This is a genomic window from Salinirubellus litoreus, from assembly GCF_037335815.1.
Lineage (GTDB): Archaea > Halobacteriota > Halobacteria > Halobacteriales > Haloarculaceae > Salinirubellus > Salinirubellus litoreus.
Map to the genome: position 1 here is coordinate 1,392,947 of NZ_CP147841.1, position 21,978 is coordinate 1,414,924.

The following is a 21,978-nucleotide window of genomic DNA, read 5'->3' on the forward strand; positions in this document are numbered from 1 at the left end:
ACGCGCTCCGAATCCCTCCCGGCGTCCCGTCGTCCGTGACGACCTCCGGGCGTGCGGGAGTGACGCAGAATTAACTGCGATCGCGCCTCGGCTGATATGATTCGAGGATCATCGACTGGGCTACCTCCACCATGTGTACCCTCTGTGAGCGCCTCGTCCGAACTTTATCTTAGCGAAATTGTAGTAAATTGAGAATTACAACCTAGGGAATAGCTGCCAAAACATTATGATCCGGTAGAATGCAGAGACCGCCATGTCACACCACGAGATGTTGAAAAATAGCGCAGTACTGGTGATGGCAGTACTCGTCGTCCTGTCTCTCGCGTCCCCGGTCGTGGCCTCCGAAACGGACGCGTCGACGCCGGAGCCGACGCCGACCCCCCAGCCGGCCACGCCCACGCCGGAGCCAGCGACGCCGACGCCCGACCCGGCGACCCCGACGTTAGACCCCACGCCGCCACCGGACTCCACATCGGCACCGGAGCAAACACCGACACCGGAGGCGACGCCGGAGCCGACACCGACGCCCGAACCGACGCCCGAGCCGACGCCCGAGCCGCCGGCTGACGGCCCGGACGCGTTCCAGATCGACCTTGTCGAGGGTGAACCGATCCAGCAGCTCGACCCGGACGCGGGCGAGACCTACCACAAGCAGGACCGGTTCATCGTGGCGCTGCAGATCACCGAAGAGGAGCGCCAGTCGGGCGGCCCCGGTTCGCCCATGATCCGGACGTACCAGTCGAACGGCTGTGAAGTGACCTACAGCTGGCTGAGCTTCGACAACACGACGGGTGAGTCCCAGGTCGCCGTCTCCGTCTCGGACGCCGGGGAGTGTGAGGGGCTCACCCTCTCGTACGTCGGCTACGAACTGCCCGACGGCACGACGAGCTACGACCGCGCCCGGGCCGACGAGCAGGTGCTCAGAGACTCGGTGACCCGAACGCTCGGCGCCGGGGATACGGCGACGTTCACGGTCGACGTTATCGACGAGAACCGCCCGCGACCGAGGGCCACGTTCGAGGTGGTCGACGTCGACGCACCCGACGTCGAACGGGGCGATACGGCCGACGTGACCGCGACGATCGAGAACACCGGCGAGGCCAACGGCACGCAGAACGTCTCGCTGACGGTCGACGGCGAGGACATCTCGATGCGCTCGGAGACGGAACTCGCCGCCGGGACGTCGACGGACGTGACGTTCGGCGTCGGGACCTCGGCCCTCTCACCGGGTACCTACGACGTGACCGTCGCGACCGAGAACGACACCGCCACCACGACGCTAACCGTCACCGAGTCCTCCCGGCCCGCCCCGGCCACGTTCGAGGTGGTCGACGTCGACGCGCCCGACGTCGAACGGGGCGATACGGCCAACGTGACGGCGACGGTCGAGAACACCGGCGGCGCGACCGGAACCCAGAACGTCTCACTGCTGGTCGAGGGCGAGAACGTCTCCGTCGGGACGAGCGCCGTCGACATCGTGTTCGTCGTCGACGACTCCGGGAGCATGGCCGACGATATCGAGACGGTGCGGAACGAGCTCCAGACGTTCTCCCACCGCCTCGAATCGGAGGGTATCGACGCCCAGTACGCGGTCGTGACCATCACCGGCCAGGTGGAGGTTCGACAGGAGTTCACGGCGAACGTCTCGGAGACGAACCGGACGCTCGACGCCATCCCGGCGATCGGGGGGACCGAGTACAACTACGACGCGATCGGGACCGCGCTCGATCTCGACGGCCGCTCGAACGCGAAGCGTGTCGTCATCGACCTCACCGACGAGGACTCGGACACTCAGCCGGGGACGCCGAGCCAGCAGGAGCTCTCGGACCGGCTGAACGTGACGAACACGACCTACATCGCCGTCACGCCCAACGCGACGAACCTGGCCGGGTCGTTCTTCTACCCCGAGTACCAGAAGCGTCCGCTCGCGAACATGACCGAGAGCGGTCGGTGGTACGACCTGCTCCAGGCGGACTTCGGCGCGAAGTTCCGCACGGCGATCGCCCAGGACGTCATCGACGTGACCGAGGAGCGTGCGAGGACGGTCTCGCTCGATGCCGGTGAGTCCGCACGGGTGACCTTCCGGGTCGACACCTCGGACCTGCCGCCGAGCATCTATGACGTGACGGTCTCCACGGAGGACGACGCCGAGTCGACGACGCTCACCGTTACGGGGTAGTCGCGCATTCCGTCTGGGACTCGTGCTGAGGTGGTCCTCTACACGCTGGATTACCGGTCGATATACGGCAGATATTCCGTCTGGAATGGCTGGAGTTCGCTTTTCCAGCGTCGTCTCCAGATAATAGTTTCTGCTTGATTCGTATTTTTCGTCTGTACTCTGCCCGTCGGTAACCACGCCATCTTCACGACTTCGCTAATGACGAGCCTAATTATTATGAGGTGTGCTAGCAATAGGTGGTCAGGTAATGGAACTCAGCCTACTCGATGCTACGCTCAGAGAAGGTGAACAGCGCTCCGGCCGTTCCTACTCAGTCGATCAGAAAGTCGCCGCCGCCCGAAAGTTAGACGACCTCGGCCTGGATATGATACAGGTCGGTTTTCCCGTGGCCGAAGACGGAACCAAGGAAGTCTGTGAACGACTCGACACGGACGCGAAGATCGCCGGGATAGCTCGGGCGATCGAGAGCGACATCGATGCAGCGGCCGACGCCGGCGTCGACGTCATCCAGTTCTCTATCCCGTCCAGCGATCTCCAGCGCGAACACCTGATCGGAGTCAGTCGAGAGGAGTTGAAAGAGATGGCCGTCTCGACTCTCAACTACGCTCGGGACACAGGCCAAGAGGTCCACTTCGGGACGATGGACGGGTTCCGAACGGATCCGGAGTATCTGAACGAGTTGATGGAGGCTATCGACACGCCATATTTCGGGATCTCGGATACCGTGGGGGCGAGAAAGCCCGGTGAAGTCGTCGACTTCCTCGAACAACTCGATGGGGATCTGTCCCGTATTTCGGTCCATTTCCACCGTGATCTGGGCGTCGGAACGGCGAACGTGCTCGCGGCCGCCGAATGTGGCGTGGGAAAAGCTGACGTGACCGTTGGCGGCATCGGGGAGCGAGTCGGCAACGTCTCGTTCGAGGAGGTAGTCGTGTCCGGATCCCTCGGATCTTCCCCGATCGACTTCTCGATCGAGGTCGACAACCTGGTGTCCGAGTGCAAGGAGATCCTGGACATTCTCGGGGAAGACATCCCGCCGAACAAACCGATCCTGGGGGAGTTAGCCTACGAGCACGAATCGGGGATGCACACGTCGGCGATGCTTGACGACCCCGACACGTTCCAGGCGTTCGAGCCGGCCCGATTCGGCGGGGAGCGACGTCTCCTGTTCGGCCCCTCAAGCGGGAAGGGCTCATCCCAGCGACTGCTTGAACAGGCCGGGATCGAGGATCCGAGCAGCGCCCAAGTGAGCAATCTCCTTGACCGACTGCATGGCTTCGACGAGCATGTCTCACTTGAGCGGGCGCTCGAACTGGCGAGAGAGGAAGCGAACAGTAACCGATGACGAACCCGATGACTGGGAACCGTTAGATCGCGTTCTTATCGTGTAGTTGTTGGATCTCGGTCTCCGAATATCCGATCGAGGCGAGGACTGCATCGGTGTCCTCGCCGAGCCCCGGCGGGTCTTCCGGGTTGGTCGACTCGTACCCGGTAGAGCGCACAGGGGTGCCCGGGACCCTGATAGTGTCCTCCTTGCCTTCGGCCGTGTTAATCTCGCCCAGTGCGCCGGTCGCCCCGAGATGAGGGTCGTCAGGCACCTCTGCCGTGTTGTTCACCGGCGCAACGGGGACGTCCGCCCCAGCGAGCAGCTCGATGATCTCGACCTGGGTGTATTCCTGTAGTTCAGACGAGAGTATATCGCCAAGCGCCTCGCTGTTGGCACGCCGATCGGCGAGCGTCTCGAAGCGGTCATCGGAGGCGAGGTCCTGGCGGCCGAGCGCACCACAGAGGGCGTTCCAGTGCTTCTCCGAGGAGGGGCCGACGAACACCCATGCGCCATCCTCCGTCTCGAACACGTCGTACGGGGCCCACTGGGACTGTCCCCCGCCGCCGTACGTCGGGGCCGGATCACCGTAGGTCTCCGAGAACGCGATCTGGCCGCCCATCAATCCGACCGTACCTTCGAACATCGGGGACGTGATGTGCTGTCCCTCACCCGTACGATCGCGCTGGCGAATTGCGCCGACGATTGCAAGCGCCCCGTTGAATGAGGCGACCATGTCGCCGATACTCGTCCCACAGCGTGCCGGTGGGTGATCCGGATAGCCGGTCGTGCTCATCAGCCCCGACAGCGCCTCGGCGACGGGGTCCAGCGCGGGGCGATCGTCGTAGGGTCCACTGTTGAACCCCTTGATCGAGCAGTAGACGATCCCGTCGTTGATCTCTTTGACCTGCTCGTAGCCGACGCCCAGCTCGTCGACCGTTCCGGGGCTGTAGTTCTCGACGATGATATCCGCTTCCCTAACGAGGTCGTTGAACACCGCCCGCCCGTCGTTATCTTTTAAATTAACCGTTATGCTCTTCTTATTCCGATTGACATAATTGAAGGTGCTACTCCCATTCGGGCTGGATCCCCGAAGTGAGTCGCCCTGACCTGGGCGTTCGATCTTATAGACCTCCGCCCCCAGATCCGCGAGAAGCAGCGAGCAGAATGGGCCAGCGACGATATGGCCGAGTTCTAACACGGTGGCATCTGATAGCGGTTGGCTACGTTCTTCCATGCGGGTCTATGACATACTGCGCGGACAAATAAGTTGGGGGCGGGGATCTTATTATCAGAATTCAAAACACCAAAGTGTGTTATTTTAGTAATAACTATCGTGGCCGAACGGGCGGCGACGAGTACGTCGCCCCGGGTGGCCGGGCCGCCCCCGGTTAGCGCTCGGTGTTACGCGGCTCTCCGGACGCGACCCCGGTTTTCATCGCGTCAGTCCGGATACGATCCCCCGACTGGTCGAAGAGGTAGATGTCCCCGTACGACGCCCCGATCGTGGTTCGGTCACCCTGTTCCAGCCCGTTCAGATCCGAAGTGATGAGGTCCAGGTTGAGATCGGCCGCTGTCGCACTCGTGTGGACGATATACTCCGTCCCGATCGTTTCGACGACGTCGACCTCGACGTCGAACGAGAGATCGCCCTGGCCGATCGAGAGGTGCTGAGGACGGATTCCGAGTCGCATGCGCTCGGGATACTCGGAAGAGGGTGGAAGCTGGAGTTCGATCCGCTCTGCCCTGGCGACCCCGTCGCTGACCTCACTGGGGATGATGTTCGTCGAGGGGGTCCCGATGAACGTCGCCACGAATTCCGAGACCGGGTCGTTGAAGACGGAGTCAGGGGTGTCGAACTGCTCGACTGAGCCGGTGTTCATCACCGCTATTCGATCGCTCATCGTCATCGCCTCGTTCTGGTCGTGGGTCACGTAGACGAACGTCGCATCCAGGTCCCGGTGGAGTCGCTGGAACTCGACTCGAAGGTCCTCCTTGAGGTTCGCGTCGAGATCGCTCATCGGCTCGTCGAACAGCAGCACTTCGGGATCCTCGACGAACGCTCGGCCCAGGGCGACGCGCTGTTGCTGGCCGCCCGAGAGCTCTGCAGGAGCTTTGTCGATCTGGTCCTCGATCTGGAGATTCCGTGCCGCGCTCTCGATGCGCTTGTTCCGCTCCTCCTTCGCCATCCCCTTGATCTTGAGTCCGAACCCGATGTTCTCCCGACAGGACATATGCGGATACAGCGCGATGTCCTGAAATACCATCGAGAGCGGCCGCTCCTGTGGGGAGAGGTCCGTCATGTCCTCTCCGGAGAACCGGACTTCCCCCTCACTGGGCGCTTCCAGCCCGGCGATGATTCGGAGGAGAGTCGTCTTTCCGGATCCCGAGGGGCCGACCAGCGTGACGAAGTCGCCCGCCGGGATGGTGATCGACACGTCGTCGACGGCCACGATACTCCCGAACCGTTTCGTAATCCCGCTGAGTTCGATTTCGTTTGCCATTGTCACATCTCACCCGTGTCCGAGGTTGAACCCCTGCAAGAGGTAGTTCTGGAGGAACACGGCCACCAGGAACGGTGGCGTGCTCATGATCAGCATCATCGCCATCTGCTCACCCCAGCCGATGAAGAACTCCTGGAAGATCAACGTCGAGCCGACGGTCAGAGGATAGAGGTTTTGATTGCTCAAGACCACCTTCACGATGGTGTAGTCGTTCCACGCGACGGCGAAGGAGAAGATCGCCACGGAGATGTATCCGGGCCGGGCCAGGGGCAGGACGACGGCTCGAACGGCACGCCACCGGCTGGCCCCGCGGATCCAGGCGGACTCCTCGTAGGCGATCGGGATACTCTGGAAGTACTGCCACATGAGCCAGATGGAGAACGGAGCCGAGATGGCCGTTATCGCCAACACGGCCGAGACGTACCGGTTGAGTAGGCCGAGCCGGAAGAAGATGACGTAGAGCGGAATCGCGAGTACGATCGGGCTCACCATATAGCTGAAGAGGATCACGCGGGCGACGAGCTTCCGTCCGGGGAGTTCGAACCGCGTGAGGCCGTATCCGGAGATGATCGCCAACACCGTGGAGATGAGCACCGAAGCGATCGTGATGATCAGACTGTTCTTGAGGTAGGTTACCGTGGCTGTCTGGTTGACAAGCGTCTGGAAGTTCTCCAACGTCAAGGTCGTCGTAAAGAGGGTCAGACCGCCGCCACTGAACAGCGTCTGGGGCGACTGCAGCGAGATGATCACCATTACGTATAGAGGTGTGAGGATGAACACCGCGACGAGAATCGCGACGACGTATATCGCGACGTCCCGGATTCGCTTCTGGGTCTCGTTGGGCACGAGGCCGCCTGCGCCCCCGAACCGATCCTCGAACATCAGCCTGTCACCTCCGATTCAGGACTGAGAACCCAGAAGTAGACGATTCCGACGAGGGCGAGCAGAACGAACATGATTCCCGCGAGGGCGGTCCCTCGGCCGAACTCTCCCAGTCGAATCGCCAGGTCGTACACCCGGATCGGCAGCGTCGTGGTGACCCCGGCTGGTCCACCTCTCGTCGTCAGCCAGATGACGTCGAACTTGTTGAACATCCAGATCCCGCGTACCAGTAAGATGAGCAGGATCGCCCCGCGCAGGTAGGGGAACGTGATGTTCCAGAACTGCTGCCAGATCGACGCCCCTTGGACCTGTGCCCGCTCGTAGTACTCGTCCGGGATCGCCTGGAGGTTTGCCAGGAGGATGAAAAACGAGAACGACCCCCACTTCCAGATGCTCAGTACGACGATGCTCGGCATCGCCAGAGTCACGTTCGAGAAGAAGGGGATCGGATCCGTGATCAGGCCTGATTCGAGCAGTACGAGGTTGACGAGGCCGATGTTCTGATCGAGGAGGAACCGCCACAGGAAGACCACGACGACGGTCGGGAGGAGATACGGAAACACCATCAGTGTCCGGAGGGCCGCCCCGCCGAACAGCACCCGGTCGACGACGAGCGCGAACCCCAGCCCGACCACCAACGACAGAACGGTCGTACTGACCGCGAACACCAGACTGTTCCAGAGATACACCCAGAAGCCGGCACCGGTGATGATCTCGGCGTAATTGTTCAGCCCCACGAACGTGGCGGTGCCCAGGGGATCCACGAAGAAACTCGAGTAGAGCGCGTACACGAGCGGCACGAACCAGAGGATCCCGAAGAAGACGATGAGCGGGAGGATGAAGAGATAGACCGTCAGTTCGTGCCGGCCGCTCAGCAGGGAGAGTGAATGAAACCGGTCTAGGGTCGACATTCAGTTAGTTCCCGAGATTCCGGAGTTCGTTTGCGAGCCAATCGACCGCCTCACCGGGCGACTTCCCACCGTAGAGCATCTGGTCGACCGACTGCCCGTACAGTTGCTGCCCGTACGCGTTGGCCGCGACGAGGTTTGGTGACCCGTCATCACCAGTCTGTAGCACTGGCCGCATCGAGTCCCAGTTCTCCGCAACGACGTCGAGGAAATCGGGATGGTTCTGAAGGATCTCGGCACTGGCAAACCGGTCGTCAGTAAGCCCTTCTTCGGACGTCGGGAAGTTCGACCCAGCAGTCTGTCGGAGGAACTCGTAGTAGTAATCGGACTGGACGAAGAACCTGATGAACTCCCTCGCGCCCTCCAGGTTCTCTGCGCTCTCATAGCAGTACATCCCCTCGAAGTACGACCACCAGTTGAACTGCTCCTGTCCCTCAGCGGCTGGGTACGGCGCAGCCGTGACGTTCTCAGCCATATCCGGGCGGTTGGCGATGATCTCGAGGAGGGCTAACCCACCGATCCCCGCCCACGCGGCGAGTTGCTCCTGGATCAGGCTACCCATCACGTCGCCCCATGCCCACCCGCTTGCCTGTGGGCCCAGTTCGTCCATCGTCTGGAGCCACTCGTAGCTCTGGACGGCGAGTTCCCGAGTCTCCCCCTGATCGAGTACCACCTCGATACTGCCAGCCGTGCCGTCGTAGGGGTCGACCCCGCCGTTCCAGAGCGTCTGATTAGCATGTGTAGTCGCCGCGTTCGTTCGGCCCGATGGGACGACATAGCCGGCCATGTTCTCCTCGCTCTGGATCCGTTCGGCTTCCGCCTGCCACTCCTGACGGGTCCGCGGTTCGTCCTGGACGATATCCGTCCGGTAGATCATCGTCAACGGGATGGCGACGACCGGCACCATGTACGACTCCCCCTCGTACCGGACGGTGTCTTTGACCCCGAGTTCGTCCACCACGTCGGTCAATGGAGCGGTGTTCCCGTTGCTGGTCTCGCGATAGGCGTCAGTCGAGGTTTCAAAGGCGATCGCCGGCATGTTTCCGGCGGCCTTCATCTTCTGTATCTGCTCGTTCGCAGCCGTCCCCTTTGGCAGCCACGTGATGTCGAGGCTGTAGTCCGACTGGGAGTTGAACTCCTCGGCCGCGCTTTCCCAGATGTCACGACCCGACCGATCGTTGAGCATGTGGATGGTCCCGCCGCTCGAGGAGCCGCTCGTGGCTGTCCCCCCAGACTCGGTCGGTGCCTCGGTGCTCCCCCCGCCCGACGACCCGTCACCAGCGCCCTCCGTTGGGGTCGACGGCGGTTGCTGACCGGTGCACCCGGCGAGTCCAGCTACCCCCGCAGCTCCGGCCGCTTTGATGAACCGTCGCCGGCCTGTGCTATCTGGTAGCATGGTTCGCGGCAAGTATTTCCCTATCTATAAATCCTCCGGTCAAATAGTCACTTTGGAGTGAGTACGATGACTGATTCACGAGTATCTAACAGTTAAGAGATCGTGGAAATTCGAGTGAAAACCAAATTTTTCTCGCTACAAACCGTATCGCGGGAAATTGTATTCATGGACATACATCTGGCCGATATTAAATATAAATATAATGGTAGTTAATTGTCCATGGGCCCGGAGACGATATGAATACCAGGAGCGACGGGAGACCTCACAAAATATAATGGTGTATGTCAATACTCCGTACCCGGTCTACTATCCCCATAGTGGCTCGGGCGAATGCAGGCTTGTATCCGAGAAACACTAATATGTGGTTATAGATACTCGATTCAATATCCCATGACAGACTGGGGTGTTCACGCGCACTGTGGGCGTGAATTGGAGTCGGAGCCGGAACAAGAGCTACAGTTCTTCGTACCCGTTCGAATCACCGCCGCCGAAGTCGGCACCCTCGGACCGTGACGGTTCTCGCTCCCGGTCATCGTACGCCCTCTGCCATTCATCCGTCGCATCCATGCTTTCGGCACCATGGTCGGTGTGTCGTTCCCGAACCCGGATGAGAACGGGTGTGTTCATCGCATCACCCGAGAGGATCGCCTGCCCAGGCGTCAACCCGGGTAACTCACTCAGGACCGCCTCGCCGGCCGCTTCGACGCTCTCCCTGATCGCCTGCTGGTCCGTCGGATTCTGTATCTGCATCGTTACCTGCGTCCCACACTGGGAGAGGACGTCCGGGTCGATCTTCGACGGCCGCTGGCTGATGATGCCCAGGCCAAAGCCGAACTTTCTCCCCTCGGATGTGATCGTTCGCATGATGCCCAGTGACGGAGCATCGCCGGTCGCCGGTGCGAACCGATGGCCCTCCTCGAACAACGCGAACAGTGGGAAATCAATAGACGACTCTCGGCCGCGCATCGCGTCCAGCCGCTCCTGATAGAGCTGCCTGAGCAGGACGGTCGTGATCAACTGCTGGTCACGGCGGTCGAGCGTGTCCATCTGCAGGACCGTGCACTTCCCCGGTGCGACGAGGTCGTCCAGCGGGACGTTCATATCGGTCGCGAACAGGTCATTGCGCTGGATTGACCGCCGCAATCGCCACTCGAGCGCACCCACACTCGCGTCGTCCTCACCATACTGTGTCCGCATCTCGGTCAGTAGATCATCGATACCCCAGGTGCGGCTCTCCCTGTTCTGTATCGCCCGCCAGCCACCGGCGAGTCGTTCCTGCATCCGATCGCTGGGGTTGTCGAGGATCGCCATCACGTCACCCACCGTGAGTTCCGAGATGCGGATCTTCAGCCGATCGGGATCGAAATACTCGACGTCGGGAGTGTAGCCGTCGTCGCCGGCGAACTTCGGGTGGCCCTGCATCTGTGCGAGCGTCTCGTACTCGTTGTGTGGGTCGAACACCAAGAGCGATGCACGCGAGTCGGGCATCATCATCTCCTCCATCAGGACACCCGCCGTGTACGACTTCCCGGATCCCGTCGACGCGAGGATCGCCAGGTGTGTCGACGCGAACTCGTCGATCGGGATGTGGAGGTCGACCGCCTCCGTTTCACGGTTCAGCAGCCAGCCGACGTGGGCGAGTCCCTCCAAGTCGGTGACGGCCACGTCTCGGGGAGCGGTGTCGATCCCGAGGTTCGGGAGCACCGATTCTAGAAACGCATCAGGTGCGGTTCGGAGGCGAGTGCCCGGACGTGGTAACTGCCGCGGATTGGAGAACGTCGCCATGTCCTGGTCGTAGAACCCGATAACCATCGCTTCCAGCCGGTAGAGGTCGATATCGTTCGAGGGTACACCCAGCGTCGCGGCGACGGTCTCGGGAGCCACTGCGGGGTCGGCCATGAACGTGTCCGGGTATCCACGAGCCTGTTCGCGGTTGGTGATACGGGCGATGACGTCTCGAGACTTCCCCTCGACGGGGACGCTGTAGGTGATGAACTCGCCCGTCTTGACGGCCTGCTCGTCGGGCGTCACCACGATGAACTCGTTCGGTCCTTCTCCCGGGCCGGCGACCGTCCCGATGACGCTGTCCTCTCGAGACTCTGTGCTAGCCTCATCGGAGGAGGGTGTGCTCATCTGACCACCCCACGATCGGAGGAGGACTGCCAGCGGACGTTCTTCTCGATGACGTCCAGAACGCGCTGGTGGTCGGGCTGATCGACGAACTCTCGGAGGCGCTCGATCAGCGCGAGTGTTACCTCGGCCCCGAGCGAGCCGGCGACGTCTCGCAGCCGCTCGATGTAGGCGAGTTGGAGTTGATCGTCGACGGTGTGGAACGCGTGGATGACGCCGTCGGGGCACTGATAGACGAAGTCGTCGACCGCCAGTGTCCACGGTGGTATCCGCTGTGACGGTGACTCGATCGCGCCGTCCTCGGCTACTGTGGCGTATCCGAGGAGCGTGACGCCAGCGAGCGTCGTCCGCTCTTCGACGTAGCCCGGTGTGAACGTCGGCTGGTCGTCCTGGGCGAGCCGTGGTCCCGACCGTCCCTGGTCGGGGTCGACCAGCATGGTGTCGTAGATGACGCCCATGATGGCGTACTCCGTCCCATCGATGGGCTTGTGGATGAACACCGGCTGTCCGAAGGCCCGCTCATGCGGTTGGGGCGGGCGCTCGCGGTCCCGTTCGTTGAAAATCTCGACGGTGTAGTCGATGTGGCTGTTCGAGTTGACGATCGTGCCGATCGCCAGGCAGTCGTCGACGCTGATGCTGGGGATGGTCGAGGAACTCATGTTCGATCTGATCGGGGCGGGCGTGACGGGCCCGCGACCGTAGCTACGGAGCGTCGATAACTCACACGAGGAGGCCGTCGCCGAAGACGGGTTGCTCCGGTCATCGGCGGCGGAGTTCCTTGCTGAGCGCCTTCGCGTTCCACTCGAGGGGGACGTCGTTCGCCTCGGCCCAGTTCTGGAGAAGTCGAAGGAACTCGTTCCGGTCACGCTGGTCGAGGACGGCGTCCGTATCGGCCTGCTGGAGCACCTCCGGGTAGCCTCGACCGATACCAGCCTCCGCACGGACCATCGTGATCACGTAGTCGTAGAGGGTTTCGTATCCCTCGGGGCCGTCCCGACGCAACATCCACCCGGGGAACTCGAGCCGGTCGAGCCCGGCTCCGGGCGGCACTTTGAGATACGAGAAGTGGATGTCGCGGCCGAAGGCGAAGTCACGTCCTTCGTACGTGGTCTCCAGGGAGTCGACGCTCCCGTCCCGACGGCAGACGAACGGAACCGTCGCGTCACCCCACGGGCTCATCATCCCCGAGAGGATCCTGGCGTCCGGGATTACGCGATCCTCGCTGAACTCCTCCGGCATGAGCAGGCGGGTCATCTTCGCGAGTTCGTTGGCGTTCGTTCCGGCGACGTAGCCCACGACAGGCACCTCGTGGTGCTGGCTGGCAGCCAGGATGCGGCTCATCGCTTCCAGATACCGATCACGTGCCTCGGGGCGGAGCGGATTGGCAAACGAGACGACCAGCGGGCCGTCGTAGCAGACGATCGGTGGCCGTTCGAGGTCACCGGCATCGTGGGCGGTTGCCAGCCGCTCGATCTGCTCGACGACGACTGCTGCCTCGTGTTCGTACCGGTGGAGGCCGACGAGCGAACCGTCGACGAAACGGTACTCCTCGTCATCCTCGCCGCCCGTTCGTGTGACGTCCATCGGGCCGAGGAGCTGTCCGTCGCGTGCTCGTTCGAGGTCGCCTGTCGGCAGATGGTGGTTGAGACACCACGCCGCCTGGACGTACGCGAGGGGCACGTTGAACCGGGTCGTCGGTGGGATTTCCGAGCCGTCGGTCGCGAGCATCGGAACGCCTATGAGGAGATCTCGTGCCCAGTCGTTGACTGCTTCGTGGCTCTCCCACCCGTCCGATTCGTGATGTGGGTCGACGAGTGACTCTCGTTGCTCGAGTGCCTCCGTGGGAAGTGCGCCCGGGTACGACGCGCTCGTCAGTTCGGCATGAATCTCCTCGGGCGTGTACTCCTGTGGGAGTCGATGGAACGCCGCCCGGTAGCGGTCGATGAGGTCCTCGTCGTCCTCGAGATACGAACGGATGCTCGTGAGGTTGGCATCCAGAGCCGTCGCCACCCCGGCCTTGTCGAGTGGCATCAGTCGCTCGTGACCTCCGTCGTCTGGTTCGGTTTCTCGACCCTGATGGCGTAGTCGGTCATCCGGTCGAAAGTGTTGTCGTGGCTGATGACCGTCAGCTGCTCGAACGCGTCGAGCCGATTCAGCTGTTCGACGAGGTTCTCCTTCTTCTGGACGTCGAGGTTGGCCGTCGGCTCGTCGAGGAACGCGATGCCGACCGTCGAGAGTTGTTCGAGGATGGCCAGTCGGACCGAGAGGGCCGCGGCCATCTTCTCCCCACCGCTGAGCGTCGAGAACGACTTCCGGACGTCAGCGTCCACGACGACGATGTCGTAATCCGATGTCCACTCCAGCGTCTCCGAGGAACGTCCCCTGATGGTTCGGAAGAGGTCGTTGGCCCGCTTGCCGATGCGGTCGGTGATGACCTCGCGCATCTTCGGCCCCGCGGCACGGACGTTCTCCCGGACCCAGTCGGCGAACTTCCGATCGGCCTGTAGCTCTCGGAGCGTGTCGATCTTCTCTCCTCGCTTCTCGAGTTTAGTCTCCAGTTCCGCCACGTCCTCCTCCACACCCTCCAGTTCCTCCTGACGGGCGTTCCGGCGCTCTCGGTGACCTGCGATCTCCTTTCCGAGGAACTCGATCTGTTCGTCCAAGTCCTGGTATTCGTCCGCGTCGAAGGCGTCTTCCTGGTCCTGGAGGTCGGACTCTACCAACTCGCGTTCCTCTTCGAGGTCCTCGATCTCGTCTTCCAGTTTATCGACGCGCTCCCGCCGCTCATCGACCTGGTTGGCAGCCTGCTGGTTTGCGACGAACGTTTCGTGGTCGTCCTCGTGCTCGTCGAGCGTCTCTCTGACCTCCTCCAGTTCCTCTTCGAGACCGTCGTACTCGCCGATCTGCTCATCTAACGACTCGATCTTCGCTTCTACCTCCTCGATGTCGTCCCGGACTTCCTCGAGCTCTTCGGGAGCACCCGCGTTGTCCTTGACTCGGGTCCTCGCATCGTAGAAGCGGTCCTTGGCGTCCTCGAGTTGGTCTCGCTCCTCGCGCAAGGACGGAAGGGCTTCGATCTCACTACGGAATGTCTCGAGCTCTTCCTGGGTCTCACTGCGTTCCTCATCCAGTTCGGCGAGGTCTTCCCGGAGGCCTGTCACCTTCTCACGGCGCATCGGAAGCGTGTTGGCGCGTTTCTCCGCCGAGTTTGCCTCGTCACGGTCTGCCTGTAACGCATCGATCTCCGTTTGGAGTTCTTCGCGTTGGTCGCGGATATCCTCGATACGGGCCTCACAGTCCGCGATGGTCTCTTCGCGGTGTTCGGCGTCGAGTGGCTGTCCACAGGTCGGACACGGTGCGTCGGCGTCGGTGTCACGCAGCGTCTCGAGGCGGTCCTCGAGGTCTTCGCGCTCTAATTTCAGCGCGCGGCGGTCTGCCTGCAAGTCCCCGATACGTTCCTCTAAATCGTCGATATCAGGCGTCTCTTCGACGGCAGCCTCGATCTCCTCGATGGTAGCCAACTCCTCTCGAAGTTCTGATAGCGCCTCCCATGCCTCCTCGTCGATCTCACCGAGGTCGATCTCCAGATGCTCGATGTCGGATTCCTTCCCTTCTAGCTCGGATATCTCGTCACCGAAGTCTTCGTATCGCTCCTTCTGCGCCTCGGACTCCGCTTTCTGCTTCTTTGCCTCTCGGAGCGTTTCGACCGCCTCTTTGAGTTGACCCTCACGCGTTTCGAGCCGACCGAGAGCAGCCTTTCTCTCCTGACGGTCGTCCTTGAGTGCCTGGAGCTCCGCTTGCTGCTCCTGCAGTTCCTCGCGCCGCTCCTCGGCTTCCTCGTACGCTTCGTACCCCTCACGAGCCGCCTCGCATTTCTGCTGTGCCTCCGTTGCTCGCTCGAGTTCCTTCCGAGCAGTCCGTAGCGCGTCTTCCTTCTGTTCGATGTCTTTCTCTATTTGCTCGATCTCACCTTGGAGTTCATCGATCCGGTCTTTGATCTCGTCCAGCTCCGCATGCCTAGCCTCAGCCGTCTCGAGATCCTCCTCTGCCTCGACAATCTTCTGATCGAGGTCACTGATCTCCGATTCGAGGTCTGCCTGACGCTGCTGATATTTCGGAAGCGGTTGAACTTCCCCTGTCAGCTGCTGGATCTCCTTCCGGACGTCGTCGGCCTCCGCATCGATGACCGCGGGGACGTCCTTGAGCGTGTTCTGCCAGGATTCCTCGTAGGCGTCGATGTCGAGGAGCGCGTCGAACGTCTGCGTCCGATTCCGTGGGGTCTGGGCGAAGTCGGCGAGGAACCTCGTCTGCGGAACGCCGACACACGACTCCCACAGCTCGGAGAGGCTGTCGTTGTCCTCGACGTCGAACCGGGCACACAACCAGTCAACGAGCGCCGATTTCGAGTCGATGTCCTGATCCACCCACTCGTTGCTGTCGGGATCGTACCGTGCGACGCCGTAGTTGGACCGCCCAGCACTCCGGGTGACACGGTAGAACTGTTTCCCGCTACTGGTCTCCATTTCGAACGTCACCTCGACGGTCCCCGACGAGGCACCTTCCCGGATGAAGTCCTTGTTGGCGAACGGGAGCGAGTCGAACAGCGCGAAACCGATCGCCTCCTGGATCGTCGACTTCCCCGATCCGTTCTCCCCAAGGATGGCTGTGACACCACCCTGGAGGTCGACTTCGGTTCGTTCTCCGTAGGACTTGACGTCCTCGAGAGCGACCTGAGTGATCCTCATTCGTCGTCACCTCCAGTCGTACCGGCAGCTGATTCGGCGACGACATCGGGCTCGCCAGTTTCTGCCGAGCTTTCTGGTTCGTCCGTCGTCGTCTGTTCGGCGAACGGGTCCTCGGCCACGTCGATCACGACGTCGTCGGTGAGATCCGGGAAGAGTTCCTGTCGGCGCTCGCTGACGGTGTCGCGGATGTCCTCTGCTGTCTCCTCGGCTTGAGCCATCCGATGGGCCGTGTTCAGGAGGCTGGCCACCTCGTCGGCGTGGTCGCTGTACTGTGACTCCGTGGCGATAGTTCTGAAAACGCGCTGTTCGAGGACCTCCGTCTGGAGGCGGCCATCGATGAACACCTCCTCGTCGTCGAGGTCCTCGAGGAGGGCCTGGATGTCCGCACTGGTGACGCCGCTCGTGTTCGTTTGGACGTAGAGCGCATCGAACACGTCCTCGGTCCGTTCGGCGAGTCGATCGACCGGGAGATCCGCACGGTCGAACTGGAGCGTCCCGGTGAACCGGAGGTCGACCATGGGTTCACGGCGGTTACCGCTCGCCTGAAACCGCTCGTGGCTGATCTCGGTGTTCAATGTCGTCCGCTCCTTCTCGAGGTGGTCGTTGAACGCCGTCTCGAGGTCCCCCGGCGAGTCGTACGAGGTGACGTCGAACTCGGTGGTGAAGAACGGCCGACGCTTGGTCAGATGATGCGTGACGTCGTGTTCGAGGTCGCCCGGTCCAGCGGATCCCACTGTTCCTTCCGACTCGTCGAGAGTGACCGTGTAGTAGCCGTGGTCCCAGTCGTCCCGAACCTCCGTTGTGGAGTGTGCCTCCGGCGATCCGGGGTTGTAGATCCATCCGTTCGCGTCGTACCGCTTGTGGATGTGGCCGAGGGCGAGGTAGTCGACGACTTCTTTGATCTCCCGGAGTTCGGCGTGAGTCACGTTCCCCCCGAGGGCCGGGACCTCGTCCTCGATCCCGAAGTGCGCGAGCAGGACGGTGTACGCTGGCTCGCCGTGCTCGTCGTTCGTCGCCCGGATGCCACTCGCAACCTGTTCGAGCGCCTGGTCCGTCCGAGCGCCCCGCCACTGGAGCCCGAAGACACGGACCACTCCGTGGTCAGTTTCGTGGTCGTAGAAGCCACATTTCGAGCCTGGTTCTACAGGATCGTACTGCTCGAACTCCGCGGTGTCGTCGTCCAGATCGGCTTCTAAGAGGACGATGTGGTCTCGTCGGTGGAGGTAGTTCAACCAGGTCACGCTGCGTGGCGTGAGGTTCTCATCGTGATTGCCCCGGGAGACGAGGACGGGGATGTCATCAGGTACGTCGGCGAGTGCTCGTTCCGCGTCGTCGAGGACCTTGGGACGGAGGTCCCGGGAGTGGAACAGATCTCCGGGAAGGAGGGCGAGCTCCGGATTCGACTCGACGATTTGCCCGAGGGCTGAGCGAAACGTGTTCGCCATGTCGTCCTCCCGCTGGAGGAGGCCGTACTGTCTGTGTCCGAGGTGGACGTCGGCGAGGTGTGCGATGTGCATGCGGAGGATATCCGTCCGATCCGGTGACGTCAGGTCGATTGGACTCCCTCGCTACCGTAGCGTGAACCCAGATGTGCTTCAACGCGATCACTAGTCACTGAACCGTTACGTCCCAAGACTGTGCGGTGGTTAATAATATCAATCGTAATCTCAAGAACATATTTGAACGGGGATGCTGCGGCTCATGTGCAGCCGTACTGTGTACCGAGCTAATTTATTACCTGAAAACCCGTCCGGACCGTACTATCGAGATTCTGTACTGAGGGTCGCTACGCGTTGTTCGAGATACTCGTGGAGCTGCTCGTCACAACAGTAGATGTAGCACCCCTTCATCCCACGGCTCATCAGCGTTCGATACGTGTTCTTTATCAGCTCATCGGCTTTCGCGGCTGCGTTCTCCGGCTGCTCGTCGAACATTTTCTTGATGCCGAACAGCGACCGATCCGTGCTCGCTCGTGCTTCGTGGTCGACGACGATCTCGCCATCACGGTACTTCAGGTCCTCTCCGATAATCACGCCGACGTAATCGAACTCGAGTCCCTGGCAGGTGTGAATACAGCCGACCTGATCGATGGACCCCTCGGCGATTGCCCACGGATCGCTCGCATCGAGATTCCAGCTCCGCTCGTACTCGCCGATCTTGATATCGTACGCGTCGGGGTCGGAGCGCCCCTCTTTCTCCCACTCCCAGCAGTAGCCGGCGACGACCCGTGACAACCGAGTCTGCTCGTTCCGTCGTTCGATCGCTTGGTGGAGTGCCTGTGGCGTCTCGAACAATCGAAGATCGTAGTCGAGGTCGAACCCATCGGCGTTAGCCGTCTCCTGGATTCCCAGTACGTCGTCGAGCCACGCGACGTACCCTTCCGAGCCATTACATCGGAACTGTGATTCTAACTCCAGTTCCTCGACATCGGCACTCAGCGCCCGAGCGTGTTTTCGAATCTCTTCTTTTGACCCGATATCGTCGATGTGAACGCGCTGGCTCTCGTCAATGAAGAACACGCTGAACTTCGCGGCGTTGATGATCTCCATGATCTGGTTCTCACCGCGACCGAAGAACGTCGACTCCTCGTTGAGGCGGTGGGCTTCGTCGGCGATCAACGCGGGGAACGCGTTCGACTCCGTCTCGACGTAACTCCCGGCTCCCGTGAACAGATGATCGATCTCCTTGACTAGCTTATTCCCCCGGAGCTTCTCTTTGTACACCTCTCTGGGAGCACGGTTCTTCGAGACGTACTGTGCGACAAGGTCGTTCTGAATCAGTTCGGCCAGGATGTTGATCGCGACGACGGTCTTGCCGGTCCCGGGTCCGCCATCGACGATCAACACACGCTTTCGTCCATCGCGATGTGAGCGCAGCGCCAGGTCGACGGCCTTCTCGTAGACGACTTTCTGGGAATCGATCAGCGTGAACTCGTCCTGCTCTTCAAGCATCGCCAACAGCGAGTCCTGGAGCGACTTCGCTGGCCTGAGTTCCCCCTCGCTCAGTTCGTGGAGGGTCTCGCGGTCGTCACCGGTGTGAATGTGTGTCTCCAGGAACGACCGCAGCCGCGCCGCATCACCACGAAGGTAGAGTGGCGCTCGCTCCGTGTACGGCAGGTACACGTCGTTATCGAGTATTTCACGGTACTCTGGCTCGAAGTTGTGGAGGTACGCTGCCGGGTAGAGATTGATCGGCTTCTCCTGGACACGGGTATTGAAATCCTTCAACAGCTGTGCATACGACACGGCCTGATAGCTGGGATGGGTAGTCTCACGGATTCCGCCCCCCAGTGCCGTCTTGACGATTCCGTCTCTATCCCTGATGGGTTCCGTGCTGGCGGCCTCCCACTGTTTCAGTTCGACGACAGCCACATTCGTGTCGTCGTCCGCGTCGTAGCCAGAGAGCAAGAAATCGATACGACGCGAGGTGAGCGGAATCTTGAACTCGATCGCAACGCCCGCGTCGTCAGGGAGTGCACTCCCTTCCAGAACTTTGTACATATACTGGAAGGAGTTCTTCCACGATCGAACCTCACTTTGGCTCCCGATTCCGAACCCCTTCGACTCATAGCCTCGCTTGATCTCGGGGACCAACTGGTCGTGCAGGACGTCGTTCAAGAACCCCGATTTGGTGTTTTCGTAGACGAGCATCCTCTCTACTCGTCGTACTTCCTGTTGCTCCCTCTATATTCGTTCGCCGGATAGCGGGCCCGGTTCGTCTCGAGTTTCCGCTCTAATGCAGCGCTCAAGTCGATATCGTACAGGTCGGCATATCGCAGCAGGAAGAACAGGATATCTGCGAGTTCCGCCTCGACGTCCTCGCGTGTCTCGGAATCTGCGAGCAGGTCCGATTGTTCGGGCAGGTCTTTGAACCGGAAGAGTTCCAGTAGTTCACTGGATTCCGTCACCAGGCCGATCGCGAGGTCTTTCGGGGTGTGATACTGTTCCCAATCGCGTCGTTCGCAGAACTCCTGCACCTCAGCGTTCAGTTCATCGAACTCCATATCCTAACGTTACCGGAGACAACCAAAGAAGTACGGCAGTCTGTGTCGGTTGCCCCCCTTTGCAGACGAGGAGACTAGCTCGCATGGGCTCTCAGATAGGTGTACGCCGATACAATAGAGTAGCCATCAACCGATTCAAGTAATGAACCCAGACAATGTTACCATTCTGCTACCGCTTGATCAGGACCGGGCAGGCTATGGCTGTTTCGTACTGAGCAAGCTATGCGTCCTTATTGTGCTCACCTATCACCTCGTGTTCAACAACCGCTAAATCGCTCTCAGCTACCCCTGCATCTGCTCTACTCTTTGACTTCAACTAGGGCGAGTGACTCTGGCAGCCCGGCGACTGCATCATTATCGGCCCAGAGTGTTTCAATTCCCCATGACTGGAGGTACTCGAAATATCCGGAATGAGCATCAGCTGGTGGCTCGCTAAACGCCAGCGCTGCAATCATGGTGTCATGCTCTCGCCCGGCTCGTGGACCCTCTCGATAGCTGTTCTCGAGAAGCTGGCCGATCGCGTAGCGGAGATGCCGCGGCGAGCCATCCTCATTTACTGATTTAATTTCAACTACAAGCAGATCGTCGCCCCGCTCCGCGAGAATATCTGTTTCGACAGTTTCCGAACAATCCCAGCCACGGGCTTGGAGCCAGTCACGGAACGTCCCAATCGCTTCCTGGTGATCCTCGGTTGCCTCCGCCTGTGTCTCCTTGTTCGAGATATACTCGATCATTTCCTCATCATACGACGGCTCCGTCGTAGAGGGATCAATCTCTCGCGGCCTACTGGGAGCATATGGGTCGGCTGGCTCGGTCGCCGAGTCGGGGGATTCCGAATCGGCCGGCTTATTACTGGTAGTGCCCCCTCTGAGATAGAAATCGAATTCTCGTCGTCCAATAGTTGGCCGGTATGTATGGTCATAGTCGACGAGTGAGACTTGGCCGATGAACCGATGTCGAACAGGGTCCTCAGACTCTTTTTCGAACAGAAACATCGGCGTTCCCTCGTCGGTGGCGTTAATGATGGCAGCATTACCGCCCTTCTCAACCTGGTCGCCTTCCGGGTCGTCTGGATTTCTCTCCCCAACGTATCGCATCGGCGATGAGGACAGATCATCCCCATACTCGCTCATCGGCTTTGAGAACAGTCTGAGATACTTCTTGCCGTGCTTATCGTAACTGATCTCGATTCCTTTTGTCCGTGACCGATCAAACTCATCACGCAACTCAGCTGCAGTATAGATCTCACCCGGAGATAGTGTCGTCCCAAGCGTTGCGCTAAAACCTGGGGGCGACTGTGGTGGCCGTGTAACGCTGTTGAAATCAACCTCAACCGGTTTGCGTTCGAGCAGTCCCTTATCTGGCGTGTACGCTTCCAGTGTCGCCCCTGGAATGACCTTGTGAGGACCGTTAATGAGGCCATCAGGCAGGTCGTCTCGAGCCAGTGGAAGTGCCGAGTCGAACCAGCGCACTGATCGGACATTCGTGTGCGGGGGATCAAGCAACGTCTCACCAAGCCGCGTCAGCGGCCCCACAACTCCAATGCCAACCAGTTCACCCACAGGATCAGGTGCGTACGCAACGATCCGATCACCAACCGACATTGCTGAGGCCGCAGTTCCGGGATCGACGCCTAAGAACTTCGAAAGCTGGAGTTTAGAACTTGTATCTGCACCTCGAATCGCAGCATCCGACATGGAGTCGGGGTCTCCGACGGACCACCCCATGCTGACGACACTGTTCAACAGCCAGGGCCGCTTGAGCGTTCCCTCGTTACCGGCGTTGATTTTCCACCAGGACGGTTCCTGTGTGCTCATAGTATTTTTCACCGATCAGATAACAAAATGATTGGGGGTGATTCGAGTTAGAGACGCGCCGCTTCGAGTAGGGTGACGGCCGTGGCTCAG

General features: G+C 60.8%; 15 protein-coding genes and 1 pseudogene. 2 read left to right on the forward strand and 14 right to left on the reverse strand.

Going from position 1 to position 21,978, the window contains the following annotated elements; translation table 11 throughout:
• The first annotated feature begins 253 nt into the window (after positions 1-253).
• Positions 254-2,179, forward strand: a complete 1,926-nt coding sequence (locus WDJ58_RS06750; protein WP_338916886.1) for a VWA domain-containing protein — start codon at positions 254-256, stop codon at positions 2,177-2,179.
• A gap of 247 nt (positions 2,180-2,426) precedes the next feature.
• Complete coding sequence (locus tag WDJ58_RS06755; RefSeq protein WP_338916887.1) at positions 2,427-3,524, forward strand: LeuA family protein; 1,098 nt, start codon at positions 2,427-2,429, stop codon at positions 3,522-3,524.
• Between the two features lie 22 nt (positions 3,525-3,546).
• On the opposite strand, the gene WDJ58_RS06760 is transcribed toward WDJ58_RS06755, so the two are convergent.
• From WDJ58_RS06760 to WDJ58_RS06820, 14 genes and pseudogenes are all read right to left on the reverse strand, one after another.
• Positions 3,547-4,740: a CaiB/BaiF CoA transferase family protein gene (locus WDJ58_RS06760; RefSeq protein WP_338916888.1), complete on the reverse strand. Its 1,194-nt coding sequence runs from the start codon at positions 4,738-4,740 to the stop codon at positions 3,547-3,549.
• A gap of 154 nt (positions 4,741-4,894) precedes the next feature.
• Positions 4,895-6,007: an ABC transporter ATP-binding protein gene (locus WDJ58_RS06765; RefSeq protein WP_338916889.1), complete on the reverse strand. Its 1,113-nt coding sequence runs from the start codon at positions 6,005-6,007 to the stop codon at positions 4,895-4,897.
• Between the two features lie 9 nt (positions 6,008-6,016).
• Entirely contained in the window at positions 6,017-6,889 is an 873-nt protein-coding gene (locus WDJ58_RS06770) for a carbohydrate ABC transporter permease (protein WP_338916890.1), read from the reverse strand.
• On the reverse strand, positions 6,889-7,800 hold the full coding sequence (locus WDJ58_RS06775) for a carbohydrate ABC transporter permease (protein ID WP_338916891.1): 912 nt from the start codon (positions 7,798-7,800) through the stop codon (positions 6,889-6,891). The genes WDJ58_RS06770 and WDJ58_RS06775 overlap by 1 nt, the downstream gene beginning before the upstream one ends.
• A gap of 4 nt (positions 7,801-7,804) precedes the next feature.
• Positions 7,805-8,983: an ABC transporter substrate-binding protein gene (locus WDJ58_RS06780; RefSeq protein ID WP_338916892.1), complete on the reverse strand. Its 1,179-nt coding sequence runs from the start codon at positions 8,981-8,983 to the stop codon at positions 7,805-7,807.
• Positions 8,984-9,118: 135 nt separating this feature from the next.
• Positions 9,119-9,193, reverse strand: a pseudogene (locus tag WDJ58_RS26330) (twin-arginine translocation signal domain-containing protein); the annotation flags it as partial.
• A 453-nt stretch (positions 9,194-9,646) separates the two neighbouring features.
• Positions 9,647-11,326 carry an ATP-binding protein gene (locus WDJ58_RS06785; RefSeq protein WP_338916893.1) on the reverse strand — a complete coding sequence of 560 codons (1,680 nt, stop codon included), beginning with the start codon at positions 11,324-11,326 and terminating at the stop codon, positions 9,647-9,649.
• Positions 11,323-11,982, reverse strand: coding sequence for a hypothetical protein (locus WDJ58_RS06790; protein ID WP_338916894.1), 660 nt, complete (start codon positions 11,980-11,982; stop codon positions 11,323-11,325). Before WDJ58_RS06790 ends, WDJ58_RS06785 begins: the two co-directional genes overlap by 4 nt.
• A 100-nt stretch (positions 11,983-12,082) precedes the next feature.
• A complete protein-coding gene (locus WDJ58_RS06795) occupies positions 12,083-13,354 on the reverse strand; it encodes a DNA double-strand break repair nuclease NurA (protein WP_338916895.1) in 1,272 nt (423 codons plus the stop codon).
• Entirely contained in the window at positions 13,354-16,068 is a 2,715-nt protein-coding gene (locus WDJ58_RS06800; RefSeq protein ID WP_338916896.1) for an SMC family ATPase, read from the reverse strand. The genes WDJ58_RS06795 and WDJ58_RS06800 overlap by 1 nt, the downstream gene beginning before the upstream one ends.
• On the reverse strand, positions 16,065-17,585 hold the full coding sequence (locus WDJ58_RS06805) for a metallophosphoesterase family protein (RefSeq protein ID WP_338916897.1): 1,521 nt from the start codon (positions 17,583-17,585) through the stop codon (positions 16,065-16,067). The genes WDJ58_RS06800 and WDJ58_RS06805 overlap by 4 nt, the downstream gene beginning before the upstream one ends.
• Before the next feature lie 243 nt (positions 17,586-17,828).
• Positions 17,829-19,718, reverse strand: coding sequence for a DUF2075 domain-containing protein (locus tag WDJ58_RS06810; protein WP_338916898.1), 1,890 nt, complete (start codon positions 19,716-19,718; stop codon positions 17,829-17,831).
• Between the two features lie 5 nt (positions 19,719-19,723).
• Positions 19,724-20,071, reverse strand: a complete 348-nt coding sequence (locus tag WDJ58_RS06815; protein ID WP_338916899.1) for a nucleotide pyrophosphohydrolase — start codon at positions 20,069-20,071, stop codon at positions 19,724-19,726.
• A gap of 299 nt (positions 20,072-20,370) precedes the next feature.
• Positions 20,371-21,888, reverse strand: coding sequence for a hypothetical protein (locus tag WDJ58_RS06820; protein ID WP_338916900.1), 1,518 nt, complete (start codon positions 21,886-21,888; stop codon positions 20,371-20,373).
• Between the last annotated feature and the right edge of the window lie 90 nt (positions 21,889-21,978).